Annotated in this window: 18 protein-coding genes and 1 pseudogene; 11 read left to right on the top strand and 8 right to left on the bottom strand. The window is 61.1% G+C overall.

The features are described from left to right. Positions 1-9: 9 nt before the first annotated feature. On the top strand, positions 10-1,191 hold the full coding sequence (locus tag C1722_RS14690; protein ID WP_102380096.1) for a pyridoxal phosphate-dependent aminotransferase: 1,182 nt from the start codon (positions 10-12) through the stop codon (positions 1,189-1,191). Positions 1,192-1,334: 143 nt separating this feature from the next. Here the strand turns inward: C1722_RS14690 and C1722_RS14685 are convergent, their stop codons facing one another. After that, entirely contained in the window at positions 1,335-2,222 is an 888-nt protein-coding gene (locus C1722_RS14685) for a LysR family transcriptional regulator (protein ID WP_180995285.1), read from the bottom strand. 248 nt (positions 2,223-2,470) lie between these two features. Between C1722_RS14685 and C1722_RS14680 the strand changes: the two genes are divergently transcribed. After that, complete coding sequence (locus tag C1722_RS14680) at positions 2,471-4,705, top strand: oxidoreductase (protein WP_102380094.1); 2,235 nt, start codon at positions 2,471-2,473, stop codon at positions 4,703-4,705. A 158-nt stretch (positions 4,706-4,863) separates the two neighbouring features. Here the strand turns inward: C1722_RS14680 and C1722_RS14675 are convergent, their stop codons facing one another. The 3 genes and pseudogenes from C1722_RS14675 to C1722_RS14665 all read right to left on the bottom strand — a co-directional run bounded on the left by C1722_RS14675 (position 4,864) and on the right by C1722_RS14665 (position 7,992). Beyond that, positions 4,864-5,889, bottom strand: coding sequence for a threonine aldolase family protein (locus C1722_RS14675; RefSeq protein ID WP_102380093.1), 1,026 nt, complete (start codon positions 5,887-5,889; stop codon positions 4,864-4,866). A 110-nt stretch (positions 5,890-5,999) separates the two neighbouring features. Then, positions 6,000-6,299 (bottom strand): annotated as a pseudogene (locus C1722_RS14670) (peptide chain release factor-like protein); the annotation flags it as partial. A 148-nt stretch (positions 6,300-6,447) separates the two neighbouring features. After that, positions 6,448-7,992, bottom strand: coding sequence for a helix-turn-helix transcriptional regulator (locus tag C1722_RS14665; RefSeq protein WP_244387043.1), 1,545 nt, complete (start codon positions 7,990-7,992; stop codon positions 6,448-6,450). Between the two features lie 245 nt (positions 7,993-8,237). On the opposite strand from C1722_RS14665, the gene C1722_RS14660 reads away from it, so the two are divergent. From C1722_RS14660 to C1722_RS14650, 3 genes are all read left to right on the top strand, one after another. Continuing rightward, positions 8,238-8,831, top strand: a complete 594-nt coding sequence (locus C1722_RS14660; protein WP_102380091.1) for an iron-sulfur cluster assembly scaffold protein — start codon at positions 8,238-8,240, stop codon at positions 8,829-8,831. Positions 8,832-8,837: 6 nt separating this feature from the next. Beyond that, the gene (locus tag C1722_RS14655) at positions 8,838-9,914 is read left to right on the top strand and encodes a hypothetical protein (RefSeq protein WP_102380090.1); all 1,077 of its coding nucleotides are present in this window, start codon (positions 8,838-8,840) and stop codon (positions 9,912-9,914) included. Positions 9,915-10,133: 219 nt separating this feature from the next. Then, on the top strand, positions 10,134-10,973 hold the full coding sequence (locus C1722_RS14650; protein WP_219724325.1) for an ADP-ribosylglycohydrolase family protein: 840 nt from the start codon (positions 10,134-10,136) through the stop codon (positions 10,971-10,973). Positions 10,974-11,364: 391 nt separating this feature from the next. Here C1722_RS14650 and C1722_RS14640 read toward each other — a convergent pair whose 3' ends face one another. Continuing rightward, positions 11,365-13,494, bottom strand: a complete 2,130-nt coding sequence (locus C1722_RS14640; RefSeq protein ID WP_102380088.1) for an aldehyde ferredoxin oxidoreductase — start codon at positions 13,492-13,494, stop codon at positions 11,365-11,367. 309 nt (positions 13,495-13,803) lie between these two features. Here C1722_RS14640 and C1722_RS14635 point away from each other — a divergent pair, with 309 nt between their 5' ends. The 6 genes from C1722_RS14635 to C1722_RS14610 all read left to right on the top strand — a co-directional run bounded on the left by C1722_RS14635 (position 13,804) and on the right by C1722_RS14610 (position 21,124). Then, positions 13,804-14,541, top strand: a complete 738-nt coding sequence (locus C1722_RS14635; RefSeq protein WP_102380087.1) for a ferredoxin-like protein — start codon at positions 13,804-13,806, stop codon at positions 14,539-14,541. A 92-nt stretch (positions 14,542-14,633) separates the two neighbouring features. After that, the gene (locus C1722_RS14630; protein ID WP_102380086.1) at positions 14,634-15,353 is read left to right on the top strand and encodes a molecular chaperone TorD family protein; all 720 of its coding nucleotides are present in this window, start codon (positions 14,634-14,636) and stop codon (positions 15,351-15,353) included. A 13-nt stretch (positions 15,354-15,366) separates the two neighbouring features. Then, positions 15,367-17,568: a molybdopterin-containing oxidoreductase family protein gene (locus C1722_RS14625; RefSeq protein ID WP_102380085.1), complete on the top strand. Its 2,202-nt coding sequence runs from the start codon at positions 15,367-15,369 to the stop codon at positions 17,566-17,568. Further along, positions 17,568-18,110, top strand: a complete 543-nt coding sequence (locus C1722_RS14620; protein ID WP_102380422.1) for a 4Fe-4S dicluster domain-containing protein — start codon at positions 17,568-17,570, stop codon at positions 18,108-18,110. Before C1722_RS14625 ends, C1722_RS14620 begins: the two co-directional genes overlap by 1 nt. A gap of 6 nt (positions 18,111-18,116) precedes the next feature. Beyond that, positions 18,117-19,010, top strand: a complete 894-nt coding sequence (nrfD, locus tag C1722_RS14615) for an NrfD/PsrC family molybdoenzyme membrane anchor subunit (RefSeq protein ID WP_102380084.1) — start codon at positions 18,117-18,119, stop codon at positions 19,008-19,010. A 335-nt stretch (positions 19,011-19,345) separates the two neighbouring features. Continuing rightward, positions 19,346-21,124 (top strand): bifunctional diguanylate cyclase/phosphodiesterase, encoded by a 1,779-nt coding sequence (locus tag C1722_RS14610; protein ID WP_102380421.1) that lies wholly within the window; start codon positions 19,346-19,348, stop codon positions 21,122-21,124. A 477-nt stretch (positions 21,125-21,601) separates the two neighbouring features. Here the strand turns inward: C1722_RS14610 and C1722_RS14605 are convergent, their stop codons facing one another. The 3 genes from C1722_RS14605 to C1722_RS16715 form a co-directional block, all read right to left on the bottom strand. Then, complete coding sequence (locus C1722_RS14605; RefSeq protein WP_102380083.1) at positions 21,602-23,653, bottom strand: alkyl/aryl-sulfatase; 2,052 nt, start codon at positions 23,651-23,653, stop codon at positions 21,602-21,604. Between the two features lie 460 nt (positions 23,654-24,113). Further along, a complete protein-coding gene (locus tag C1722_RS14600) occupies positions 24,114-24,671 on the bottom strand; it encodes a hypothetical protein (protein ID WP_102380082.1) in 558 nt (185 codons plus the stop codon). Further along, positions 24,668-24,940 carry a hypothetical protein gene (locus tag C1722_RS16715; RefSeq protein ID WP_146040698.1) on the bottom strand — a complete coding sequence of 91 codons (273 nt, stop codon included), beginning with the start codon at positions 24,938-24,940 and terminating at the stop codon, positions 24,668-24,670. Before C1722_RS16715 ends, C1722_RS14600 begins: the two co-directional genes overlap by 4 nt. Between the last annotated feature and the right edge of the window lie 196 nt (positions 24,941-25,136).

Genomic DNA, 25,136 nt, shown 5'->3' with positions numbered 1-25,136 from the left:
AGTGATGGCATGGTGAACGAGAAGATGTACGAGTTGGGAAGCGAACCGTCGGCGATCCGCGAGCTGTTCGCGTACGGGCTCGCCCGCAAAGCCGAGATCGGCGAAGACAAGGTGTTCGATTTCAGCTTGGGCAATCCGAGCATCCCTGCGCCTGCCGCCGTCAAGGAGGCGATCATCGAGCTTTTGGACGAGCCGCCCGTGGCGCTGCACGGCTACACGCCCGCCCAAGGTACGCCCGGCGTGCGCACGGCGATCGCCGATTCGATCAACCGGCGCTTCGGTATGAACGCTGCGGCAGCGAACATCTACATGACGGCCGGTGCGGCCGCATCGCTCGACATCTCCATCAACGCCGTCGCCAACGAGGGCGACGAGTTCATCGTGATCGCGCCGTACTTTCCCGAATACCGTATTTGGATCGAAGCAGCGGGATGCACGTGCATCGAGGTCATGGCGCGCGAGATTGACTTCCAGCTCGATCTTGCTGCCATTGAGGCGGCCGTTACGCCGAAGACCAAGGGCATCATCATCAACTCGCCCAACAATCCTGTCGGCTCGGTGTATTCCGAAGAGAATCTGCGCGGCCTTGCCGATGTGCTGTGCTCAAAGCAGGAGGAGCTTGGAAGCGTCATCTACGTGATCTGCGACGAGCCGTACCGCGAGATCGTGTACGAGGGCGTCGAGGTGCCCTACATTCCCGCGATCTACGACAACACGATCGTCTGCTATTCGTATTCCAAATCGCTCAGCCTGCCCGGCGAGCGCATCGGCTACCTGTACGTGCCCGAGCGCATGCCCGATTGGCAGCGCGTGTACGCAGCGATATGCGGCGCAGGCCGCGCACTCGGGTTCGTGTGCGCACCTTCGCTGTTCCAAGGCGTGATCGAGAAATGCGTCGATGCTCCCACCGACGTTGCCGCCTACGCCGAAAACCGCGCGCTTCTGTGCCGGGGGCTTTCCGAGCTCGGCTACGAGTACGTGGAGCCCCGGGGCGCGTTCTACCTGTGGGTGAAAGCGCTCGAGCACGACGAGCAGGCGTTTGCTGATCGCGCGAAGGCCCACGAGCTCTTGCTCGTTCCCTCGACGAGCTTCGGATGCTCGGGGTACGTGCGCATCGGCTACTGCGTTGACAAAGCCACCATCGAGCAGTCGATGCCCGCGTTTGCGGCGCTCATGGCGGAGTATCGTTAAGCGGCAGGTTGGCCGTGCAGAACCGGGGCTGAATGGCGCGAGTTTCCCAACGGCTAACTGGAAGGTGGTCGGCTGCGAGAAAGCGAAGCCGAGCGGATCGGATTCGCAAAGAGCTGCGGCGTCGTACGGCCTTCCGGACTTTTTTAGTCTAAACGGGTTAACCGTGCGGCAAACCAATCGAACACGGTTTGGGCGCTTCGCGACAGCGGGAGCGCGCTTTGCGTCATGGCGGCGATTTCCCACGTGAATTCGGGGCCTTCGAGTGGAATAGCCACGACGCCGTCTTGGCAGAATCTGCCGATGCGGTGTTCGGGTACGACGCATGCCCCCTTGCGTCGCATTACCTGATCGAGGATGAGATGGTAATCGTGCCAATCGAAAGACATCTTCAGATCGAGATTGTGTTCCTCGGACAGCCTGATGAGCGCGGAATCGAGGGGAAAATCCTTCGATAGTCCGAACCAGGTGAGGCCCTGGAGGCTCTGGATCGAGCGGGTTTCTCCCTGGGCGAGGAGCGACTCGTGAACGGCGGCGAACAGCGCGACTCGTGCAAGGCAGGTGCAGACGGTCTGCGGGCTCGTTATCGGTCCGACGATGAGCGCTATGTCCTCTTTTCCTTCGGCGACGCATTGTTCGGCCAACGACGGCTCGATTGCGTCGATTTCAAGCTGGATGAGCGGATGCTCCTCGTAAAATTCCTCTACGAGTTCGTCGAACGGTATGGAGACGAGGACGCCGTACGCGACGCAGAGCCGTACTGTCTCCTTCGCTCTTGCCCCCGCATTGCAAAGCGCCTGAATATCTTCGTAGGTATTGAGCAGCTCAACCGCTTTGGGGTAGATCGTGTCGGCAAGTTCGGTCGGTTCGAGCCCCTGCGGGTTGCGAACGAACAGATCCTGCTTAAGCTCCGCCTCCAAACCCCTCAGTATTTGGCTGAGGCCTTGTCTGGTGAGATAAGCGCGCTTTGCCGCTTTGCCCACGGTCTTCGTTTCGTATGCCAGCCGGAAACACTGAAGGCTGCGTATGTCCATCGGGTCCCCTCGAATCGTCGTGCGCCGCATTTCCCCCCTGATGCATGACTCATTATAGCAAGCAAGCCAGCGTTGAGCGATGGCTTGCGTATTGGGCGAAAGCAAGCATTGCGGGGTTGCCAAGGATCGTTTCTTTTCCAGGGTTCCGCGCAGTGGTTCCATAGTTGATGATCGCGCGGAAGCAGATGGGAGGCACCGCGAGGGTCGATCGAGGGAATCCGTGGGGACACGGTATCGAAAGGGAAGCCATGGTAAAGCAGACAGGGATATCTCGAAGGAATTTCTTGCAGGGGTTGGCCGTTGGCGCGGTCGGCGCTGGAACGCTTGCGTTGGGAGGATGCGGAGGAACGCCCCAGGCGAGTACACCGTCGGAAAAAGGTACCGGCGCCGCAGCGGATACAGGATCGCCCTCCGCCACCGTTTCGGAGATCAATCCGCAAGACTACGGCTACACCACCAATTCCATTGACGATTTCAGTAAAACGACGTTGTTCTCCGATTGGCAGCTCGGTCCGATTACGTTGCACCACCGCATGGTGAAATCGGCGGCATTCCAGCTGGCGTTCATGAAGAACAATCCGGATGAGTACATCAACTACTACGCCCGTATGGCCGAGGGCGGCGTAGAGATGATCTGGATTGAGGACTTCGCTAACATCTGGGATTTCACGGCCAGCCCGCTCAAGCAGGATTACGCTCTTTACGACGTGAAAGGGCTTCTTGATACGCTTCATGCAGCGGGTGCTTACGTGGGCTACCAGTTTGACACGATGGGGTCGCCCATCGGGCCGCTTGACTTTACCGAGAACTTTATCGGGCAGTATTCGATTGAAGAAGTTCGCGAGTGGGTACAGGTTATTATTGGGATTGCAGAGCAGCTACACGGCGATGGGTTCGATGCGTTCGAATTGAATTTTGCGGCGAACAACGTCGGCCAGTCGTTCTTGTCGCGTGCCCGCAACGATCGCACCGATGAGTACGGAGCCCAGTCTCTCGAAAACCGTACGCGCTTTGCCGTTGAGGTGATCCAAGGGATCAAAGAAGCATGCGGTAAAGATTTCATCGTGCAGGTGTTGATCAACGGCATCGAGGCGAACGATAAATCCCTTGGAGCCGATTCGCTGTACACATCGCTCGAAGAGACGAAGGCAATCGCTCAGATCCTCGAAAAGGCCGGAGCCGACAGCCTCCATGTTCGTCTCGGACCCTGCGGACAGCACATTGCGCAGTTTGCCAGCGAGCTGTACTTCGCCGTTCGAGGCCAAGAGGGGTCGAACGGATTCGGCAATCGCTTCGACTTCTCGCGTCATTTCCAGGGAAAGCTTCGAGCGAACCATTCGGGATGCGGCATCATGATCGACGTTGCCAACGAGATCAAGAGTGCCGTGTCGATTCCCGTGGGTGCAGCAACCTATATGGATCCAGCACAGGCTCCTGACTATTTTGAAGAAGCTCTTTCTGAAGGCAAGCTCGATTTTCTCGTGATGAACCGACCCCTCTGTGTCGACCCCGAATATGTGAACAAGCTGCGCGAGGGACGCATTGACGAAATCGCCCCGTGCACACGCTGCTTGCATTGCTTCTATGATCCCGACAAGGACGGGAAGCTTCTTGAGCATTGCCGTGTGAACGCGGCGAACTGGCGCGCCTATGGCGAGGATATGCCTGAGGGATACGAGCCGGTACCCGTCGAGGGAAGCAAAAACGTTATGGTTGTCGGCGGCGGTCCCGCCGGCATGGAAGCGGCTCGCATAGCGGCGAAACGCGGATGCTCGGTGACGCTTTACGAGAAGAACGGCGCATTGGGAGGTCTGCTCTCGTCGGCCGAGGCCATCAAAGGGCCGCACGAGAACCTCGGTCGGCTGAGTACGTACCTTTCCCGATCGCAGGAAGTCGACGGCGTGACCGTGGTGACGGGCCAGGAGGTCGATCGTGCATTCATCGAATCAGAAAAACCCGATGCCGTTATCCTTGCGGTCGGCGGTTTGCGGCAAGAGCCAGAGTTTTCATCGACAGGTGGTACGCAGGTGCTTACGTTCGGGGATGTCGTCGGTGCCGATATGGGGGATCGCGTGACCGTGCTGGGCAGCAATTGCCAGTCCGTCGACGTGGCGATCTATCTGCTTTCGCTCGGCAAGGACGTGACGATCGTTACGCCGGATCCGCTCGATGTTTTCGAGAAGGGGCATTCCGTCAATATGCGTCACTTCGTTGAGACTGCGGTCAACGCACGCGGTACGCGTATCTGGCCCGCAGCCGAAGTCAAGGAAGTTGGGGATGGCGAGCTGACGTTGGTGAGTGAGGCGGGCGTCGACGTGGTTGTTCCGTGCGATGCCGTTGTCGATATGCGCGATATGCAGCCGAATACCGCCCTGATCGACGGTCTCTCGGGCATTGAGGCGATCGCAGTGGGCGATTGCGCCGATCCGTATAACATTGCAGAGGCGATTTCGTCGGCGAACTTGGCGGCCCGAAGCCTCTAGCTTCTATCAAGGAGGCGGAAGGTTCCAAGCGGTAAGGGAACAAAGCAATCCGTCGAGACCGCTTGGCTCCATGATGGTTCAACCCTAAACTGCCGGACCCTCGCGTTTCGTCGCGAGGGTCCGGCGTGCTCGATTGCCGTCAATCGGGCTTTTGTGTCCTACAAGAGCCCGATCAGCTCGTCGATCGCCTCTTCACGAGTGTCCCAGCTGGTGGCGAAGCGAACGACGGTGCGACCGTCGTCGAGCGCTTCCCAGAAGCCGAATGTTGCGTGTTCGCTCAAGCGCGCTTTCGTCTGGTCGTCGAGCACGACGAACTGCTGGTTGGTGGGCGAATCGATGGCCAGCTCGTAGCCTTTTTCGATAAACGCCGCCTTGAGCTTCATGGCCAGGTTGACGGCATGGTGCGCTATATCGAGGTACAGGCCGTTTTCGAGCAGCGTCTCGAACTGGATGCCGAGGAGCCTTCCCTTGGCAAGCAGCGCACCATGTTGCTTCATGAGCGTGAAGAACCGGTTCGCCAGATCAGGCTTGGTGAATACGACCGCCTCCCCGAACAGAGCGCCCACCTTGGTGCCCCCGATGTAGAACACGTCGCACAACCGCGCGATGTCGGGCAGCGTCAGATCGGCGCCTTCGGCGGCAAGCCCGTATCCCATGCGCGCACCGTCGATGAACAGCGGCAGGTGGTACTCGCGGCATACCGAGGCGATCGCCCCGAGTTCGTCTTTGGTGTAGATCGTGCCGTATTCGGTAGGATACGAGAGGTATACCACGCCCGGCTCCACCATATGCTCGTGGTTCGCATCGCCGAAGAACCATGCGCAATAGGACCGTACTCCCTCGGCATCGATCTTGCCGAGCGTATGGGGGATGGCGAGCACCTTGTGGCCGCCCGCTTCGATCGCTCCGGCCTCGTGCGTTGCGATGTGGCCCGTGTCGGCGGAAATCGCTCCTTGGGTGCGGTGCAGCAGCGCATCGATGATGGTGGCGTTGGTCTGGGTTCCGCCCACCAGGAAGAACACTTCGGCCTCGGGGCATTCGCATACGCTGCGCACCAGCTCGCGTGCGCGTTCGCAATGGGCATCGGTGCCGTAGCCCGGCGTCTGCTCGAAATTGGTCTCGGCAAGTTTCTCGAGGATGGCGGGATGCGCGCCCGCCATGTAGTCGCTATCGAAATGCAGCATGGCTTCCTTCTTCTCGCTCGGTCGGTTTACTGGCTGGATTCTCGGTCGGTTGATGTCCTGGTTCCTTGGCTGATCGGTCTATCCGTCGGCTCTGCAGCGGTACGCGTGGCTCAGTCGATTCTCCTGCGGGCGGTTTTCTTTTCGGACTGCATTCGCTTGTCCTGGAGCCGTTTCTCTTTGGCGCGACGGGGGACCTGCGTTTTTCGGCGCACTTTGGGCGGCCGTGCTTTGCGCGCAAAAACGAGGCGAAGCTTTTCCAGGCAGGCAAGCCGGTTGCGGTACTGGCTGCGCGAATCGCGTGCGGTAACGACGATGCCCGTCGGCACGTGTTTCATGCGCACCGCCGAATCGGTTGTGTTGACGCCCTGGCCGCCGGGCCCGGTGGCGCGAAAAACCGACACGTCGCAATCGCGCGCGATCTCATCGGGCGTCTGCGAAGCGAAGCGGGCAAAGTCGCGGTATGTCAGATCGTTTTGGGGCATACCGCTATGGTAGCAGTTTGGGCGGCCATCGGGCTACCGGATGCCCGGCGCGATGCCCGCCGGTCGGTTACGGTGCTTACGACGTGTACTGTTTCATGTAGTCGAGTATTTCTTGGCGGGAGTGGAGCCCCGTTTTCGCATAGATTCGCTTGATGTGCGCGTGAGCGGTTCCTTGGCTGATGTAGAGCTCTTCAGCCACGCGCTTCTGCGTAAAGCCGAGCGCATAGAGCGCGAGCACTTCGACCTCTCGATCCGAAAGCAAAAACTGCTTGCCCATCTCCTCGGCGTTGTGCTGCATGGTTGCTTGGCGCATGCCGGAAAGGCTTTCGTTGCTGTCGAGCCCCATGAGCTTCACAAGTGCGCTTTGCCGTGAGGTGATCTTGTCGTGCTCATCCTCGTTCTCTCGTTTAGCAATGTAAATGAACTGGACAAATACCGATTGGGCTGAGACGAGCAGCAGTGCGGCCATGATCATGCCGGTGAGCAGATCGTTGGTCGTGAGCGGATACGCCTCCAAGAGCACGATGCGGGCGATAGCTCGGCTGCCGAGCCAGACGAGCCAGCATGCGATAGCGTAGTAGTAAGGGTCGCGCCAGCCATAGCTCACGAAAGCGACGACGGCGTACCAGGTGAACCCAACCATCATGGCGTTGAGGGTCGTGGTGAACAGCGCTCCGATATCGAGGCTTTCGGGAAACGCTGCATAGGCGACCAGTGCCAAGCAGGCAAGCGACTGCATGATGATCCAGATGCCTACCGTCATCACTTGGCCTTTGCCGCGAACGACAAGTGCGATGATCGCTGCGGAAAGAGCCATCGTCAGAAGCATGTAGGCGATGCGGGTAGTCATGGTGAACGCGATCGGCTCGCCATCGGGGTATCCGCGCAGCAATCCGATGACGATGGACAGAAGCGCGATGCCGATTGCGGTAACCACAAGGAACTGCTTGTTCGATACCAGCGATTTCGCAAAGCCGAAATAGTCGCGCGCCTCGGTATCGGGGGGAGCGAGCAGAAGCCTGCTGCGCGTACGCGAGGCTGCGATGCAGGGGTATTGCGCGATGACGAGCAGTGCGCCGACAACGTAGGCGACGACGTGGGGAAGAAGCGCGCATGCGTAGATGATGATCTCGCTTACGAACAGCGCGCCGAACGCGAACACCACGGTGACGGTGGTTGTCGAACCGCGGGCGCGTCGCAGCCAATAGTAAATTGCAAGCGATCCGAACAGCGTGCATCCGGCGCAGAAAGCGAGCTTGACGCCGTTGTTCTGGATAGCGAGCACTTCCATGACGGTCAAGCCTACGAGCATAGCCGCTTCGAGCGCCGTGCTCGCGTTCATGAGCCGACTGACTTGTCGTTTGGAGTACCGCGTTTTGCGGATGGTCGCGACAAGCCAATACAGGCCGAGGATAGCGAGCGCGATAAGCATGCCGCCGTCGGTGAACACGCCCTCGTCGGTCTGCGTGTAGCTTCCGTAACTTGCCACGATGAGACCCGAGCGGGCAAACGCCAAGCCGAGCACGAAGGGCCAAAGCGGCAGGTACGCCTTGAAGACGGCAACGAGCCCGCTCTGGGTCGGCACCCGATGGATGGATTCTCCCTGCACGTGCTCCGACAAAGTGCTCTCCCTTGCTTCGCCCTGCGCTGCAAACGCCTTTGCGCCCCGATGGGTAGCAAATCCCCATTGTAATGCTTGTAGCAGATCAAGTAGGCATTCAAGCCTCTTTGTGTCCGAACTGTTTATACAGGTACCTGCCTACCAAGTAAACAGGCGGAGGCGAAAATATCCTCAAAGAGGGGATGCTGATTCTGTCCGTTTTGCCATGATGAGATCATCGAAACGAGCGAGGAAACGAGGAGCACGTGTCGGAGCGAAACGTCTACATCGAACCGGAAGAGCGCGCCGTTATCCGAACGGCCGATGTCTACCAAACCGAAAGTGAAATCGGCACGACGGGATATTCGGACACGTTGCTGTCGGTAGTTGCCACCTTCGATAACAGCGGTGTCCCCGAGGGGTTCAACGCCCGCTGCATGGTGGGTAAGTCGAAACGCGGCGAGGTCGCGATGCGTCTGTTCGCCATCGTCGATCCGGTCGAACGACGCTTTGTGCGCGTGGGATTCAAATCGCGCGGATGCCTGGCTATGACGGCGTGCTCGAGCACCGTGTGCGCCATGCTCGAAGGAAAGACGTTCGACGAAGCGCTTGCCATCACCGGTGACGATATCAAAACCGCACTCGACGGTGTGCCGTGGGACCGCATCCATACCGTGTACTTCGCCATCGAGGGCATCCGTGCCTTGATCGGCGATTTTCTTATTCGCCAAGGAGCGGGCATCGAGGAACTCGATCGCGTTGCGCCGTGCGACACCTGCAGCGTCGGTTGCATCATGACCGAGCATTGCTCGCTTCGCGACGGACGCATCGAGCTTCGGTTCGGCAAGGTAGCGGGGTAGAGCGCTATGGAAGATGAAGCTGCAAAAGAAGCGGGTCTGGCCACCGAGGCCGAGCAAGCCGATGCGGAAGCATGCGAGTTTTCGCCCGAAGAGATAGCGGCCTTCGAGGCCGCAGACGAGCAGGATGCGCTAGCAGCCTTGTTCGACTACGTGCGCACCTGCTCGACCGACGGGCGCCTTTCGGTTCCTTCTGAATGGGAGGAGGCGGGCATCGCACCCGATCATATGGGTGCCGAGGGCTTCGAGATGTTCGTATACGACTATCTCGAAGAGCGCCGCATGCAGCGTGAGGCCGAACAGGCGCCGCAGCTCGAAGCGCCTGCGTACCGTACGGCAACCCGCGCCGTCGGAGTGCCGCGTCCCTTCGGCGCTTCGGCGGCCGATGTTGCCGCCGAAGGAAATCGGGGGGAGCTTGAAGCCGTTTTAAACGGCGAGGAGTTTGGTGAATCTGCCATACCGAAGGGCGGAACCGGATTGCGGGCAGGCGGCCAGGACGATGCTCCGTGCGGTGAGATCGGCGGGTTTGCAGCCGAAGAGGTCTTGGATTCGGGTATCGGAGCGGATGAGCCCATCGCCGGATCCGGACAGGGCGACGATTTCACGGGATTCGATGTTCCCGATGGATTTGAACTCGTTGAGCTCGAAGGCGAGATGACGCTCGTTCCGATCGAGCTGGATGACGATGCGGAAGAAATCGCATGCGACGATATCGTTGTTCTCATGGGCAAGCGAAGCTACTATCTGTATTCCAAAGACGTTATGACCGATCGGTACGCTCACTGGGCGTTTCTTGCATGCGAGGATGATCGCATTGTGACGTTCGCAGAATGCGTGCGCGACGAATCGCGCACGTACCCACGGCCCATGGCGGCCGATAGCCTGTTCAACGAACCGTTCAACATGACTGAGGACGAAGTTGCCGAAACGTGGGCCGCCATCAGCGAATCGGGGGAGTACCCCGACATCCAGACAACGACGGCTTCGAACGGCGACGTGTACTTCTATTCAACGGAGTACCTGAGTCCTGCCTATGCCGCCTCGCTTGCGGAATGGCATGCGGTCGAGCGGGGGATGTATCTGTAGGCGGCTTGGGCGCGGTTGCGACTCGGCATCGTTGCCTCGTGCGGATCGGGCCTTCTTGCCGCTTCGCACAGCTTAGGCCACCGCTGCCTCACCCGGCTCAGGTTCCGTCTCTTCGCGCAGCTTGCCCCCTGCCGCTTCGCTTGCCGGGCGACAATAGGGTACTATGGCTTTCAGCCGGCTGCGGCGAACGAATTGGCAATGCCGAACAGGAGGAAGCCCATGTCCCGATTGAGGCGAACGGTGAAAGACGCGGTATACGGCGTTGCCGTCGGCGATGCGCTCGGCGTACCCGTCGAATTCAAGGCGCGCGATACCTATCGCATCGACGGTATGACGGGCGGCGGCACCTACGATAAGCCCGCCGGCACGTTCTCCGATGATACGAGCATGACGCTGGCGACGGCGAACAGCATTCGGATCTGCGGGGGAATCGACCTCGACGACATGCGGGAGCGCTACCGCGTATGGTTGTTCGATGGCGCTTATGTGCCCGACGGCGACGTGTTCGACGTGGGAAACACGACGGCCGTTGCGCTCAGAAGCGGGAAGGGCCAGGATGGCGAACGCGACAACGGCAACGGCTCGCTCATGCGCATCGTGCCGCTCGCCTTCGTCGAGGATGTGACCGACGAGCAGATCGAGGCGGTTTCCGCCATCACGCACTCCCACGAGATAGCGAAGCGCGCCTGCGTGATCTACGTGCGTTTCGCCCAAGCGCTGCTCGATGGCGCTTCGATCGCGGAGGCGATTAGCGCGCTCGGTGATCTCGCTGCCGCCGCGCCGTTCGATCGCGTGGCGCGCATTGCCGATCTGGCACGCGACGATATCGGATCGACCGGATATGTGGTCGATACGCTTGAGGCGGCGCTCTGGTGTCTCGCCACGACCGGTTCGTTCGAGAGCGCCGTGCTCGCGGCGGTCAACCTGGGCGACGATACCGATACCGTCGGCGCCGTTACGGGCGGGCTTGCGGGTATCGCGTACGGCTACAAAGCCATTCCGCCTGCCTGGATCCGCGCGTTGCGCGGACGCGGCATCTTGGAGGCAAGCCTGTTTTAGCGGGCTGCGTCTGAACCTTTGGTGGGAGTGCGACATGTCCGGATTCCGAAACAAGCCCGCTGCTCTGAGCAGCGGGCTGCGACGTAATCGTTTCGGCCTTATGGAGCCGATCGATTTTGATGTGCAGCCCGAAGGCCCACTCGTGGCAGGAAAAGGGAGTTATTCGTCGCCGTTCGGCACCCTTCTTTACGGCTTGTTTTTGGTAGCCTCCCTGAGCAGGGACGATGCAGCCGCTATGCTCGACTGCTTTCGATCCTGCGTGCCGACGGCGGTCCAGACGACGAATTGAGCCCTTTTTCTGCCACAAACTCGCGATTTGCCGGAGTCGTCGTCGCTGGACACGGGAAACCGACGGCCCGGTAGGGAGCCGTCGGTTTCGGAAAGCATCGTCTTACGGGAGCAGTCCGAGCGAGTCGAGCTCCTCTTTGACGTCTTGCATGCCGTAGCCGTCGAGGCATTCGGCCGTGGGGCAACCGAGCGTTTCATCCCATCCGAACTTGCCGTACACCATGCCGAGCGCGGTCTGGAAATCGTCGCGGTCGAGCTTGATGGTGCCTTCGGTGAAGGGTTCGAAATCGGGGTCGTGGTCGAACACCCAGTCGGTGATGCGGTCGTGGTCGTTGCGCAGGTCGTTGTTGCCGAGCGCTCCGCTTTCGGTGGTCATGCCGCGCACGGTGTTGGCGCGCTGCAGCGTCATGATGCGGGCGCCCGCCTGGTACAGATCGTCGGTTGTGACGTCCTCGCCGGTGACCGCCTTGAAGAACTTGGCTTCGAGGTCGAGGTCGCCGCGGTAATCGCGCTGCTTGGTCGGGCTCATGGTCATCGGCCAGACCCAGTTGCACAGCGTGAGCGAATCGTGCAGCACGTCGGTGACGATGGACCACCAGCAGAAGTTCGCCTTGTGATCGTTCATGGGCGTGTAGTTCTTATCAGGGTCGATCGCATCGGCTCCGCCCCAGACCTCTTCGGCGATCTGCTGCTTGAGTTCGAACGGGAGGCCGCAACCCTGGAAGTTCACGGCGGAATGGATCATGTCGTCGCGGTTGAACATCATGTTGTACACGCCTCCCACCTGGCCGAAGCATTCGGTTGCGTGGTGAACGGGCCAACCGCGGTAGTTGATGAGCGCGCTGGGCTTCTGGTTGTACCAATCGGCATCGTCCCAACGCTCGGTCCATACGTGGGGGCCGTGAGCCAGATACGCGATCTCCGAGTCGTTCTGCGCCATCTTGTTGAGTACTTCAACCATGATCGTGGGATCGTCCTCGTAGATGCGGTTCCAATCGAAGAGCGCCTTTTCCTCTTCGGGCAGCACGCGATCGAAAACACCCGCCTTGATGCAGTGGGCGAAGTCGCGCCAGAGCTGCGCGTAGTTGCACCAGAGGCCGAGCTCGTCGATCGTGGTGCCGATGAGGGTATTCCAGAGGATGCCCGACTCGGTGTCTTCCTTGATCTCGGTCTGCAGGATGCCGTTCATGTACTTGAAGGGGAAGTTCGCGGCGCAGGTGTTGCCTGCGGTTGCCTTGCCGCCCAGCTCGGCGGTGCGATCGATGCGCAGATCCGAGTAGCAGTGGATCGGACAGCTGTGGCAGCCGTTCATCTTGACCGTGTACTTTTCGGCAACCTCGCCGAGATCGTAGACCGATTTCATGCAGCGGTAGCCCACGGTGTTGAGCTCGCCGGGCTTCGGCTCGCCGACATCGATGGCGCCGCCTTCGGCGATACCCCAGGTAAGCCCTTTACGGGCAGACCAGCGCGATCCCTTGTCGTAGTATTCAGCCCATTCCTGCTGGGTTTGCGGCACAACGTGGTTGTTGTTCGAACCGATGACCTCGCGCAGCATGTAATCGGACAGGTCGGCGACCGCTTGCGGGTCGGCCACGTTCACCGATCCATCGCCTTCGACGACGAGCGCCTTGCACATCTTAGAGCCCATAACGGCTCCCACGCCCGCGCCGCCCGAGTGGTTGCGCGAGTTGATGATCACCGAATAGGGCAGCAGGTTCTCGCCTGCGGGGCCGATAGTGGCCACGCAGGCCTTCGTGCTCTCCTTGCGGCAGAGCGCTTCGGTCGCCTCGCGGGTGCCCATGCCCCAGAACGGGGTCGCATCTTTGATCTCCACCTTCTCGTTCACGATGTTGAGGTACACCGGATGATCCGCTGCGCCTTCGACTACGATGGCGTCGTAACCGGCGAGCTTGATCTTCGCGCCGATCATGCCGCCGCAGTGCGCGTCGACGATCAGATGGTCCTTGGTGAAGGTTGAAAGCGAGCAGATGGTGGTGCGCCCTGCCAAGGGAACGCCCGAAGCGGTCAGCGGCCCGACAGCGAACACGATCTTGTTTTCCGGCGACAGCGGATCGGTGCCTGCAGGAACCTCGTCGAACATGATCTTGTTCGCGAGTCCCATGCCGCCGATGTAGTGCTTGTAGGGATCGGTGGGCTCGGTCGTGATGGCCCCCGTGCTCAGGTTGACGCGCAGGATCTTCCCGGCCCATCCGTACGATTTCTGGTCAGCCATGTTGTCATCTCCAAATCTCTTGGGTCCTGTGTTGTGCAAGGCTCTTCGAGATATGGGCAGCATGGACGAAATTCGTCTTCCGACAGTGTGCGTTTCGCCGAAAATCGAGCATACCCTCTTTGAGGGTAATCTTCGCGATCTGCGCTTTTACTCCCAAAGAGGGTAATGGCCGAAAGGCGAAGATCCCATACTCGCACCTGTTGTGCAAGGGAGAGCTTCGAGTTCTAAGGGAGGATGGGAGTCCGGTTTGCGGGCTCCGACACGTATAAACGACACTCACAGACGAGTACGTGAGGGGAGTAGAAAACTATGACCGATATCAATCTGCAGGATCAGGATCCCCGGCAGCAAGAGTCCAAGACGGATGCTGCTGTAGGAACCGAGCACGCGGAAGCCGCGGAAGCGAAACCACGCAAGACGATCACCCGTCGCCAAGTTCTCGCTATGGCGGGATGCGGTGTCGCCGGTTTGGTTATCGGAGGCGTCCTGGGAACCTGGGGCGTCACGTCCGAATCGATCGCTTCGGGACGCATAACCATTCGCACCACGCCTACCAAGATGATCGTGACCGATCGCGCCCGCTGCTCGGGCTGCCAACGCTGCGAGATGATGTGCACGCTCAAGAACGACGGCCGCGTCTGCCAGAGCATCGCGCGCGTTCGCGTGTGGCCGAACTACCAGTTCGGTGCCAGCCCCGACACGGTGGACGGCATCTACGACAACTGCCAATTCACCATTGAGAGCTGCAAGCAGTGCGAAGATCCGCAGTGCATGAACTACTGTCCGGTTCACGCGATTCGCAGCGACGAGGAGTCGGGCGCCCGCGTGGTCGACACCGAGACGTGCATCGGCTGCGGCATGTGCCATGCGGCCTGCCCGTGGAATATGCCCGTCGTCGATTCCGAAACGGGCAAATCGACCAAGTGCATCTCGTGCGGCCGCTGTGCCGAGCAGTGCCCCAACGGCGCCATCAAGTTCATCGACTGGAAGGACATCGCCGATCAGGTGATCGCGCAGGGCGTGGTCTCGACGGCGACCATCGTGTAGGCGGCCGAAAGCCGCATGGCGGAATGCGGGTTGGCGACGATGCGGTCTTCGGGGCGCATGGACGAAGCCCGAGATACGGAAGAAGGAAGACGATGCAAGACGAAGCGGTGTTCTCGATACTGTCGAAATGCTTTGCACCGGTCGAAAAAGCAGAGTGGGATGCCATTTCGAAGCCGGCGCAGTGGGCCGATTTTCTCAACGGCGCCCGCCGTGCGTTGCAAGACGAGAAAACGTTCGGCTATCAGACGAGTGCGGTCGAGCGACTGGGGAGGAAATGCCCGTTGCAGGAATTTCTCGAAGCCGGTGAGGTTCGCGCGCTGTTCGCGCCGCCAACGTATAGCGAGAAGCAGACGTTTGCTGCGCGCCATTTCGTCGGGGGGCTGCCCCAATCGGCGGTTCCGGTCGAGTCGCTGTATCGCAGATGGTCGTCGAATCCTCGCAACGAGGCGCCGTTCTCCCACAAGACGGGACTGTACGGCAGCGATTCAGCGCTCTACATGGCCGAGGTTGCCGAACGGTTGGGACTCAGCGTTCCCGATCGGTTCGCGGCTTGCCCCGACCATTTGGCGCTCGAGCTCGATCTTGTTTCGGTGCTCATCCGTTCCGGCATGCACGTCGAAGCGCGGAGGTATCTGGCCGAGCGCTTCGAATGGCTGACGGCGTTCAGGCTTCGCCTCCTCGGCTTGGGAGACGATGCCGCCTTCTACATCGGACTCGTTGATGTGGTCTTAGGCATAAGGGCACAGCAGGGTCTGGGCGACGAAGAGAATGCACGGTCCGACCGCGCGATGGCAAGCGGCGCGGTCTCATAGAAGGGATACTATCATGTCAGAAAATGCGATAACCAGGCGAAGCTTCCTGGCCGGCAGCGCGGGTGCGGTCGCACTTGCGGGATGCGCCGGTGTTCTAAGCTTCGATGCCTGGTCGCAGGCACATGCCGAGGAGTCGGATGCCGGGGGTCAAACCTATACGGCGCATTCGCTGTGCAACGCCTGCTCGACAAAATGCGGTTTTACGGGCTACGTGGTCGATGGCAGACTCGCGAAGCTTTTGGGCGATGCCGACCATCCGTATGCGAAAGGCAAGCTGTGCGCTCGCGGGTACGGCTATTCCCAGATCGCCTATTCGGCCGATCGGCTTACCGATCCGCTGAAAAAGAACGAGGACGGAGAGTTCCAGGCGATCAGCTGGGACGAGGCGTACGCCGAAATCGCCGAAAAGGTGAAGGCGATCATCGGTTCGGACGGCCCCGAAGCGCTCGCCGTCGTGCACGATCCGCGCCCCTCGGGCAAGTACTACGCCAAGCGGTTCATGAATGCGCTCGGCTCGGCGAACGTGTACACGCACGGTGCTGCCTGCAACCTTTCGAAGGAGAGCGGTTTCACCCAGGTGATCGGTTCGGGCAACTACGAATCCGATGTGGCCAACTCGAAGATGACCATGTTCATCGGGCGCAGCTACGCCGACGCGATCCGCCCGAGCTCGGTTATGGCGCTGCAGGAGGCGCACGAGCGCGGCGCCCATATCGTGCTCGTCGATCCGCGCTGCTCGAACAGCAAGGTCTTCGCCGACGAATGGGTGCCCATCAATCCCGGTACCGATTTGGCGCTCGTGCTCGCGATGGCCCAGGTGCTCATTCGCGAGGGACGTTACGACAAGGCGTATGTGGCCGAGCACTCGGTCGGGTTCGACGAGTGGGCGGCTTCGATCGCCGATCACACCCCCGAATGGGCCGAGAAGATCACCGGCATCCCGGCGACGACGATCGCGCGCCTTGCGTTCGAGTTCGCTGAAGCCGCCCCCGCGGCTTCCATTGAGCCGAGCTGGCGCGGCGCGTTCGGCTGCTCGTATCAGAATTCGGGGGAGACGGCGCGCGCCATCGCGTGCTTCAACACGCTGCTCGGCTGCTGGAACCAGGAAGGCGGGGCGCTGTTCACCTCGAGCGTTTCTGCGGGAGAGCTCGACGAAGCGAAGTTTCCCGCCGTGCCCAAGCCAGCTGGTAAGCAGCTCGGCGCTGCCGAGTATCCGCTCGCGCTTTCGAGCATGGGATCGAACCTCTATGCGGCCCGCATGGCCAAGGAAGGCGCGCTCAAGGGCATGTTCTTCTACAACTCGAACATGGCTGCAGGCTACTCCAACACGGCGTACCTTGCCGAGGCGCTCGGCAGCCTCGACCTGTGCGTGGTCATCGACGTGCAGATGTCGGAAACGGCCCAGCTGGCCGATTACGTGCTGCCCGACACGAGCTATCTGGAACGCCTCGAGCTGCCCGAGTTCGTCGGCGGCACGGTGCCCTGCGTGGCGCTGCGCGATCGGGTAATCGAGAAGGTGCATCCCAACACGAAGCCCGTCGACGAGATATTCACCGAGCTCGCCGAAGCATGCGGCGTTGGTGAGTACTTCCCGTTCACGGTCGAGGATTTGGCCGATGCCCAGCTGCAAAGCGTCGGGCTTTCGCTCGATGCGCTCAAGACGACGGGCGTGGCGTACTTTCCCGATAAGGCCTTCACCTACGGGAAGGCTCCCAAGTGGAAGACGCCGACCGAGAAGATTCAGTTCACGAGCGAAGCTGCGGAAGCGGCGGGGTTGCCGGCCGGCCCGGTGTGGATGGAGCCTGCGGTGATGCCCGCCGGCACCCAGCTGAGGCTCATAGGCGGCAAGCAGGCCGTACACAGCCATACGATGACGGCCAACATCGAGGATCTCATGCAGATCACGAAGGACTACGACCTCACGCGGGTGTGGATCAACGCCGATGTGGCCGCTCAGCTCGGTATCGCCGACGGAGACGAGGTCGAGGTGTCGAACAGCGAGCATACGGGCACCTGTCGTGCGAAGGTGACCCAGCGCATCAATCCGACGGCGCTTTTCATGCCAAGCCATTACGGCTGCTCGTCTCCTGAGCAGCATACGGCTTACGATGTGGGCCTTCGCCAAATGGACTTCGTGCCCTTCCACCTCGAACCCGTATACGGGGCGGCGATGACCCAAGAGGCGATCGTCTCGGTGAAGAAAGTAGGTGCATGATGGCCCGTTACGGAATGCTGATCAATACCAAGAAGTGCATCGGCTGCTATGCGTGCCGCGTGGCGTGCCAGCGCCAGAACAAGCTGCTTTCTGACGAGGCGTTCATCCGCTACGAGGAGAAGGAGACGGGCGCCTATCCCGAGGTGGGCGTTGAGACGGTGCCTTTGCAGTGCATGCACTGCGAGGACGCGCCGTGCGTTTCTGTGTGCCCGACCGGTGCAGCCTACAAGGGCGCCGACGGCATCGTGGGCGTCGATCACGGACGCTGCATCGGCTGCAAGTACTGCATGGCCGCATGCCCCTACCAGGTTCGCGTGCACAACCATGAAACCGGCACCGTCGACAAGTGCCGCTTCTGCACGGTGAGCGCGGCCGAGACGGGCACGAAGATGTCGACGTGCGTCGAGGCGTGTCTGACCGGAGCCCGGCTGTTCGGCGATCTCGACGATCCCGACAGCGATATATCCAAGGCAATCGTGAGCGACAACGCCCAGCCTATCGCGGGCAGCCTCACGAAGGCCAAGATCTTCTATGTGAGGTGATGAGCGATGTCTTTCGAACCTATCTGGGGTGCCATTATCGCGTGGTATCTGTTCCTGGCGGGTCTCGGCGGCGGGGCGTTCGCCACCTCGGCCTTCCTGGGGTGGAAGCACCCCGAAGCGGTCAATATGCGCAGGATTGCGCACATCATCGCGCCCGTCGTGGTGATCATCGGCTTGCTGCTGCTCATGGTAGACGCCGAAGGCGGCTTGCATAACCCGCTGCGCTTTGCGCTTTTGCTCACCAACTTCGGTTCCGTCATGACGTGGGGTGTCGTGTTCCTCGCGGGATTCGTCGTCATAGCGCTCGTCGCCGTGCTGCTCGACTTCCTCAAGCGGTCGATTCCCGTGTGGCTCGACATCGTGGGGACGGTGTTCGCGGTGTGCGTGGCCATCTATACCGGTGTGCTCCTGGGCGTGTGCAAGACGTTCCCGCTGTGGAACAACGCGCTTCTGCCCATCCTGTTCCTCGTGTCGGCCATGTCGGCGGGCGCTGCGGCCGTGCTGCTCGTGTCGGTGTTCCGCCATGCCGACGAGTTCAACATGGTGGGTGTGCTCAAGAAGTTCCACTTCTGCTTCCCGATCATCGAGATCGTGCTTCTGGCCTCGCTCATGTTCATCACGTCGTTCAATTCGGATGCGGGTTGGAACTCGGTTATGAGCCTGCTCGTGGGCGAGCACGCGCCGCTGTTCTGGATCGGGCTCGTGGCGGTCGGCCTCGTGATCCCGACCGTGCTCGAGACGTGGCTTCTGTTCTTCAGCCCGAAGGAATTCGAGGAGAGCCGCAAGGCCCACTACCTGTCGGCTGCTTCCGACGTGGGCGTGCTCGTCGGCGGCTTCCTGCTGCGCTACCTGATCGTGATCGCCGCATTGCCGGTGACGATCGTGGTGCCGATGCTGTAGGTGAGCCGCGTTCGATACGAGCTTGCGGATCGCGAAGCGTTGCGGGGTTCGGCGGAGCTTGACGCGAGGCATCCGGCTTGAGCTGAACCTGCGGATCGCAGAGCGTTGCGGGGGCCTGCACCATGCGGGCTCCCGCGCTTTTCGGGACCGTTTCGATCGGGCTTACGCGGCGATTGGCGCCGCTGCCGGCCGCAAGCCCGCCGATGCAACCAACGGTTTGGCCAACCATGCTGGCTTGCGATGATCAAATGACGTAGAATTACCCGTTGCCATACAGCCAAGCGGAGACTGCATGCGGAATCGTTTAGAGCAGGTACCTCACAAGGGAGATGATCATGGCAGCCGACGAGCAGCTGCATAATGCAGCATCGAAAGGCGACGACGACTTTCGGATAGTCACCGATCTACTCAACCTCAGCGTGAGCAAGCACAAAATAGACGAGCATTTCACGCTTGTTTGGGCAAACCCCTACTTCTACAAGTTCATCGGCTTCCCGAAAGACGAGTACGAGGCGCTGTTCCACAACCTTCCCGACCTGTATTATGCGAGCAATCCTGAAGACCTGGCGGTCATAACCGAGCATGTTCTCTATGCCCTTGAACATGATACGGGCGGATACGAGTGCGTGACGCGGTTGGCCCATAAGAGCGGCAAGCTCATGTGGGTCAAGTTCTCGGCAACGTTTCTCGATGAGTACGTCGATGGATACCAGCTGTCCTATACCGTCATGACGGATGTGACCGAGCTCATGGAAGCCCAGGTGGATCTCGAAGCGCAGAAGCTCGCTTTGGAGGAGGCCAACGCTGATCTCGAGCGGCTTGCCTTCGTGGATTCCGTGACCGAGGGGTACAGCCAAACGCGGTTCAATATCGAGGCGGCACGCCGTATCGCGTGCGCGGGAGCGGGCGCCTTCCAGCTCGTTTCGCTCGACATGAAGAAGTTCAAGCTGCTCAACGATATTCAGGGCATCGAGATGGGCAACGAGGTGCTGCGGCACGTTCATGCCATGCTGAAAAAGCACTTGAGGGCAGGGGAGCTGCTCGCGAGGATCTCGGCGGATACGTTCAACCTGCTGCTCGAGGCGGCGGACGAGGCGAAAACCATCGAGCGGCTGACCGGGATGGTCGCCGACATCAACCGATTCAACGAGGGGCGCACCCATCCGTACTACCTCACCATGTCGATGGGCATCTACCGCATCGACGATCCGGCGTTGCCCATCACGAGCATCCGGGACCGCTCGAACGTCGCCCGCAACGCGAGCAAGGCCATCGCCACGGCGCAGCATTTCACCTACGTGTTCTACAACGAGATCGACCGCCAGAAGCTGCTGCGCGAGAAGGATATGGAAAACCGCATGCATCTGGCGTTAGGGGATGACGAATTCGTGGTCTACCTGCAGCCGAAACAGCGGTTGGAGGATGGCGAGATTGGGGGAGCCGAAGCGCTCGTGCGCTGGATCGATCCCGTGAGGGGGCTAGTGCCGCCCGACGAGTTCGTGCCGTTTTTCGAGCGCAACGGGTTCATCATCGAAGTCGACCTGTACGTGTTCGATCGGGTGTGCGCCATGCTGCGTCGCTGGCTCGACGAGGGAAGGCCGGTCGTTCCCATCTCGGTGAACATGTCGCGGGCGCATTTGCGCAACAACGATTTCCTCGAGCCGTACGACCGGATTCGGGCGCAGTACGACGTTCCCGCTGAACTGCTCGAAATCGAGTTGACCGAAACCATGGTGTTCGCAAACCCCGAGCTGCTCATCGGCGTTATCGACGACATCCATCGCCACGGGTATCGGTGCTCCCTCGATGATTTCGGGAGCGGGTATTCCTCGCTCAACGCGCTGAAGGATATCGATGTTGACGTCCTCAAGCTCGACCGCGCGTTCTTTTCCGACGAAGACGCCGACAACGAACGCGAATGGAACGTCATCTCGTCGGTCATCGACCTTGCGAAAAAGCTCGAACTCGAAACGGTGGCGGAGGGCATCGAATCCATCAAGCAGTCGGCCATGCTCAAAGAGATAGCGTGCGACATGCTGCAGGGCTACGTGTTCTCGCGTCCCATTCCCATCGAGGAGTTCGAAGCGCTGCTCAGCAGCGGGAAAGAGGAATAGATCCGCGAGCGGCCTCATGGCGATTGCAAGGTGTGCGCCAAGCAGGTTTCCGGGCGGATTTGGGGTTGGCGCCGTGCAGACTGTCGGACGGGTTCGGGGTCGGCGACGCGCAGGTTGTGGGGCGGGTTCGATGTCGGCGCCCGCAGCCTGCTTGCCCGCGTCGACCATGCCGGTTTGGTGGCGTTGGCAACGGACTGGGCTTTTGCGGGTTTTTGCGCATTGTGTTGCATTGAAGGTGGAACCGTCCGAACCGCCCGGGGCTTCCACCTGCGCATACGCAAAAGATGTCTGTTCGGCTCCGGCCCGGCCGTCTGAAAACGCCTCCGAAATGGCCCCAAACACAACATAAAGCGTAAAAACCTGCAAATCGAGACAGGTCGGCCGTGCGCGCGGCGGGGGAAAGCGGGCTGGAGTTCGATCTGTGCGGCGATGCGGTGCGGTGCGGGCGAACCGCATCGCCGTGTGGCTGAGGCCGGCTTACGGTTCGACGATGTTGAAGAAGAACTCGAAGGCCGCCATGTGCTCGGTCAGCTTGGCGATGACGTTTGGGTCTCCTTCGACGCGGATCGCTTTCTGGGCCTCCTCGTCGCGGTTGAGGATGGCGAACATGCCGAGGCGCTCCATGGTGAGCGTCGCATCGGCGCTTTCGTCCTGCACGCCCCTCTCGTAGAGCACCACGCCCGAGCGCACGACGAGCAGGTACGTTTCCTCGTCGGTGAAGGCGAGGTTGATGCGCAGATCGAGGTCCTGCGCCGCGTTCGCGTCGATGAGGATGCCCAGGTAGTCGAGCATCATGGCCGGTTCCATCGCGCGTTGGATGTCGGCCGAGCCGGTCGTGCGGTACTTCGGATCGTCGTTGACGCCGAACCGCAGCTCCTTCGCGCCGGTGAGGTAGGCATTTCTCCAGGTGCCAGATTCCGCCGCGTAGCCCAGCTGCTCGAGCGCGTCGGCGCACAGGAGGCGCGCCGCCTCGTTTGCGGGATCGGCGAACACGATGAGGTTCGTCACCTGGGCGACCCACTGGTATTCGCCTGCCTCGAAATCCTGTGCTGCGCGGGCGAGCACGGCGTCCGTATCGCCGAAGTACTCGACGAACTTCTTCGCGGTGTCCGCAGGTGCAAGCGGGTGCAGGTTCACGGGGTTCGCGTCGTACCAGCCCATGTACTTCTGGTAGACGGCCTTCGCGTTGTGGCGCACCGTACCGTAGTACTGGCGCGTATACCAGTTCTTCTCGAGCGCGGAGGGAAGCTCGATCATGTTCGCGATCTCGGTAGACGTGTAGCCGAGGTTCACGTACATGAGGGTCTGGTCGGTGATGAACTTGTACATGGCGGCCGTGCTCTCGAGGTACTCGTTCACGACATCGTTGCCCCAATGCGGCCAGTTGTGCGCCTGGAAGGTCACCTGCGCCTCGGCTCCGTAGCGGGCCTTGGTCTCCATGAGGTAGTTCGCCCACGCGTTGCCGTCGCGCACCTCGGCGCCGCGCAGAGTGTAGAGGTTGTGCAGGGTGCCCGTACAGTTCTCGGCCACCCAGAGCGCCTTGAGATCGGGGAACCACGTGTTCATCTCGGCGGGAGCCTCGGTGCCGGGCGTCATCTGGAACTCCATGGTCACGCCGTCGATCGTGCGCACGTCGCCGGTTGCGACGATCGTATCGGTGGGGGCGATGTAGGAAATGCTGCCCTTCGACTGGCCCATCCCGATGCCGATGCTCAGGCTTCCCTGCGGCCCCGGATCGAGCATCACCCCGTACTGGTAGCTTGCGCGCCTGCCCATCGCGTTGCCGGCGTAGACGTTCTCGGCCACCGCATGCTCGGCGAATCCCGCAGGCACGATGATGGGGATCGAGCGCCCGGCCACTTCCTCCTCGCTGACGATGCCCTTGATGCCGCCGTAGTGATCGACATGGGGATGGCTCATCACGATGCCCGTGACGGGGCGACTCCCGAGGTTTTCGGTGACGAGCTCGAATGCGGCGCGGGAGCATTCGACGCTCATGAGCGGATCGAACACGATCCAGCCGGTATCGCCTGCCACGAACGTGATGTTGGTCATGTCGTAGCCGCGCACCTGGTAGATGCCTTCGACCACTTCGAAGAGGCCGTACAGGTGGTTGAGCTGCGCGTTGCGCCACAGGCTCGGGTTGGCGGTAGCGGGCGCTTCGGCGGGCGAGCCGTCGGCTCCGTCGAGAAACGCGTAGGCCTTCTGGCTCCAGACCACCTTGCCGCTCTCGTCGGTCAGTTCGAGCGTTTCGGGCGCTGCGATGAGGTTTCGGCTGGCGAAATCGCGTTCGCGCTCGTCGGAAAAGTCGAGGAGGGCGTACACGGCCTCGTTGGCGTCGGCGGTCATGGCAGAGGCATTCTTCTGCGTGTCGTCGGGCGGGTGGGAAAGCGAAGCGGCTCCCTGCGAGCCGTCGGTGCTGGTTGGGGCGGAGCAGCCGCAGGCGGCGGCTCCGGCTGCAACGAGCGCTCCGGTTGCGAAGGTTCCTGTGACGAACGTGCGGCGGTCGAGCGAGTTGTTCCGGTTCATAGGCAAACCCCCTTTATGTCTATTCTCGCATACTGCCGTGCGGTATTAAAGAGAAATGTATTACCTAATAGTGTCGATCCCCGGGAGCGCGGTTGGTGCGCACGCCCGACTTCGGGCCGATCACCGGGCGCACCTCCTATCGAGCGCGAATGGCGAGGCGCTGCCTTTCTAGCTGCGGCGCTTGGCGATCAGGCGGATCCCCGCGATGAGGGCAGCGAGGATCGCGGCTCCGGCCACGGTGGCGAACAGTCCGGGCAAGAGGCCGTCTCCCGTGGCGGCAAGGTTTCCTCCCGTGGCGGCAAGGCTGCTGCCTTTCGTGGGGTCGGGGCCTCCGGAAGCACCCTTTCCGATGGAGAAATCGAGCGCGAGCGAACCGGTGAAGGAGGCCGCCTCCGGCGCCGAGAACTCTACCCGATAGGTTCCGGGGGCGGTGGGCGCCTGGGTAGTGGGGCCGAAGGCGCTACCGTCGGAAGCAGTACCGGTGTAGGTGATGACAAAGGGGCCGTTGTAGGTCTCGGACTGATTGCTCGAGGGGGGACAGATAGGTCGCCTGCGGCGAACCGGTGTAGCCCTGCTGCGGTTCGCCGTTGTAGACGAGGTCCGTCGCAGCCTTGACGCCGGCGATCGTGGCGCTGGGCTTCGTCACGTAGCTTACCGCCACCTGGACCGCGCAATCCTCATAGTTGCCCATGTCGGTGAGCGCTACGGTCACGGTGTCCTGCACCGATCGGCTCGCCCTGTCGTTTGCGGTGAGCGTCAGCTTCCCGGTTGCGGGATCGACGGCAGCGCTTGCCAGTCTGGTTTCTGTGAAGCCGGTTATCGCATACGAAGGTCCGCCGTTGAGGTCGCTTGGCAGGCCGATCATGCTTGCGAGGTCGAACTTCATAACGCTGCCCGGTGCGTCGAACAGGGTCACGGAAGGCTGCGAAAGCGCGGGTGCGGGTGCTTTTGCGATCGAGAACTCGAAGCTGCTGGGATTGAGGGTGAACGGCTGACTTTCAGGAACCGTGAAGATCACCCGGTAGGTGCCGGCGTTGATGGGGGCGTAGGTGTTGATTCCTCCATATCCTGCGGCTTGGACCGGGGGGAGTTGTACACCGTGCTGTTGATACCTTTGTACTCGACGTAAAGGGGTGCGTGGTAGTCCATCTCGTCAACACCGTTGTCGGCGAGGATCTTGACCACGGGAACTCCGCTGTAGCCTTGCTGGCGCGTGCCGTTGTAGACGAGACCCGTTGCGGCATGTTTGGGGAAGTAGAGCTTGTAGGCTGGCTTGTCCTCCGCCATCTGGGCGGCACCCCCCCAGGGCGTCGTTCACGCTGGCCGTTGTCTCGGCGGCGTCCGCCGGTACAGCCGATGCGCCCTCCACCATCTGGGCGGCTCCCTCGGGGGCGTCTTTCGCATCTTGATCGGGCGTTTTATCTCGAGCGTCCGCCTTGAGAAAGGCCAGCGGCGGCTCCCCGATGATGCCCTCTGGCACCGC

The sequence above is a fragment of the Raoultibacter timonensis genome, from assembly GCF_900240215.1.
Classification (GTDB): domain Bacteria; phylum Actinomycetota; class Coriobacteriia; order Coriobacteriales; family Eggerthellaceae; genus Raoultibacter; species Raoultibacter timonensis.
This window is presented reverse-complemented; position numbering and strand designations above follow the sequence as displayed.